Origin of the sequence: Micromonospora echinofusca (genome assembly GCF_017614955.1) — a bacterium.
In the GTDB taxonomy this organism is placed as follows: Bacteria; Actinomycetota; Actinomycetes; order Mycobacteriales; family Micromonosporaceae; genus Micromonospora; species Micromonospora echinofusca_A.
In genome coordinates, this window is the sequence record NZ_WVUH01000583.1 from 1 (window position 1) to 2,276 (window position 2,276).

2 protein-coding genes are annotated in these 2,276 nt (G+C 71.1%); both read right to left on the bottom strand.

Annotated elements, in window-relative coordinates; genetic code table 11:
* The coding region (locus tag GSF22_RS32955) for an MFS transporter (RefSeq protein WP_208817820.1) at nucleotides 1-942 on the bottom strand (942 nt) is incomplete at its 3' end.
* A 321-nt stretch (nucleotides 943-1,263) separates the two neighbouring features.
* Nucleotides 1,264-2,276, bottom strand: a 1,013-nt coding sequence (locus GSF22_RS32960) for a mechanosensitive ion channel family protein (RefSeq protein WP_208817819.1), incomplete at its 5' end; no start/stop codon positions are given.

Sequence of the window (2,276 nt, forward strand, 5' to 3'; positions counted from 1 at the left end):
GGTCAGGGCGAGGGGGGCCAGGACGGCGAACGGCCGGATCAACGCGATGCGCACGTCGGGACGTACCGCCCGGGCCATCACCAGCCCACCGAGGATGAAACCGACCGGATTCGCCGCCATGATCACTGCCTGGGCGATGCTCTGGTCCACGCCGCCGTCACTGCGCTCGCCCGCCCAGGCGGCGGCGAGGCCCTCCGGCACGATGGCGAAGAGCATCGAGGCGAAGACCAGGATCGCGGTGGCCCGCAGCACCGGGGTGCCGAAGACGATCCGGAAGCCGTCCGCGGTCTCCCGCAGCAGGTGGCTGCGGTACTCGCGGCGCATCGCCGAGGGCCGGTCGTGCACGCCGAACCGGACGATCAGCGCGGAGAGCCCGAAGGTGGCCGTGTTGATCATCAGGGCGAGCGTCGGGTCGTGCGCGGCGATCACCGCGCCCAGCAGGTAGCCGACCACCTGGGCGGCCTGACCCGTGCTGGTGTTCACCGACAGGCCCACCACCAGCCGGTCGCCGCTGAGGATCACCGGCATCAGTGCCGACTTGGCGGCCTGGCTCGGCGGGTTGGCCAACGTGATGGTGAAGAGCAGGGCCAGGATGGCGGCCACCGGCATGTCCGGGATCGCCACCAGGGCGATCAGGGCCATCCGGATCAGGTCGCAGGCCACCATCACCCGGCGGTACGGGTAGCGCTCCGCGACGGTGGCGAGCAGCGGTCCACCGGCGATCCACGGCAGGTAGCTGACCGCGAAGGCGGCAGCGGAGAGGGCCACCGAGGCGGTCTCCTGGTAGATCAGTACCGTGACCGCGGCGCGGGCGATGTAGTCGCCGGTCCAGGAGAGGGTGTTCGCCGCGTAGACCGCCCGGAACTCGGTCTGGGCGAACACCTCACGGAAGGTTGCCGGGCCTTCCTTGGTGTGTCGCTCGTCGGACACCGGGGCCTCCATCATCCCCGGTGCGGCGCCACTCGTGATGGTGCGGGCGGGGATCATCGTCAGATCTACGGATCAGCGAAGACATGGTCACGCTCTGGGAGGAGCTTGTCCGGGATTCTGCCTGATCGTCTGACGAGTGGCTAGGGCGGATGGGTAGATCGTCGCATCTTCGACTGAACGAACGGACGATGCCCACCCCACCGGCCGGTCCGCGCCGGTCGGGTCCACAGCCCGGTGGGGATCGGATCATCGCAGTTCAGGCCGGGTCCGTACGGCGCCGGAGGCAACCGTTCGGGAGCTGTCCCCGGGGGGTCGCGCCGCCCTGCCGACGGCTCAGGCGGGTCCGCCCGGTCCGGCCTCCCCCGGCCCGGCGGCCGGCGCGGCCGGGCGGGGGAACATCATCCGGGAGGCGGCGATCCGGGCCGCGATGCCGGCGTTCTCCAGCGCCTCGGCGAGCCGGCGGCGCAACTCCCGGCCGACCGCGAACTGCCCGTCCGCCGTGGTCTTGACCACCGTCCGGATCACCGCCCCGTCCACCGTCATCTGCTCCACGCCCAGCACCTCCGGCGGCTCCACGACGTGCTCGGACAACTCCGGGTCGAGGGCCACCGACGCGGCGGCGGTCCGCAGTACGGCACTGACCTCCTCGGTACTGACGAAACCGATGGGCAGGTCGACCACGACCATCGCCCAGCCCTGACTCTTGTTGCCGACCCGGATGATCTCGCCGTTGCGGATGTACCACAGCACGCCCCGGGCGTCGCGGATCGTGGTGACCCGGAGGCCGACCGCCTCGACCACCCCGGTCGCCTCGCCCAGGTCCACCGTGTCGCCGACGCCGTACTGGTCCTCCAGAAGCATGAACAGCCCGGCCAGCAGATCCTTGACCAGGCTCTGCGCGCCGAAGCCGAGGGCCAGGCCGGCGATACCCGCGCTGGCCAGCAGCGGGGCCAGGTCGAAACTGAACTCCTTGAGCACCATCAGCAGGGCGATGCCGAAGACGAAGGCGGTCACCAGGCTGCGCAGCACCGAACCGATCGCCTCGGCGCGCTGCCGGCGGCGTTCCGGGACGAAGGCGTTCGGGTCCGGGGCGGTGGCGGTGGGGATCCGCTCCCGCAACGGCTTGAGGATGGTCGGGACCGCGCCCTCGGTGGTGCCCCGGACCATCCGGCTGATCGCCCGGTGCAGCACGAACCGGAGCACCACCGCCAGGAGCAGGATCAGGACGATCCGCAGCGGCTTGAGCAGGATCCAGTAGCTGCCCTCGGCGAACCACGACGAGCCGGTCACCTCGAAGACGTACTTGCACCAGGCGTCGCCCAGGCAGGTGGCGCCCGGGGCCGGGG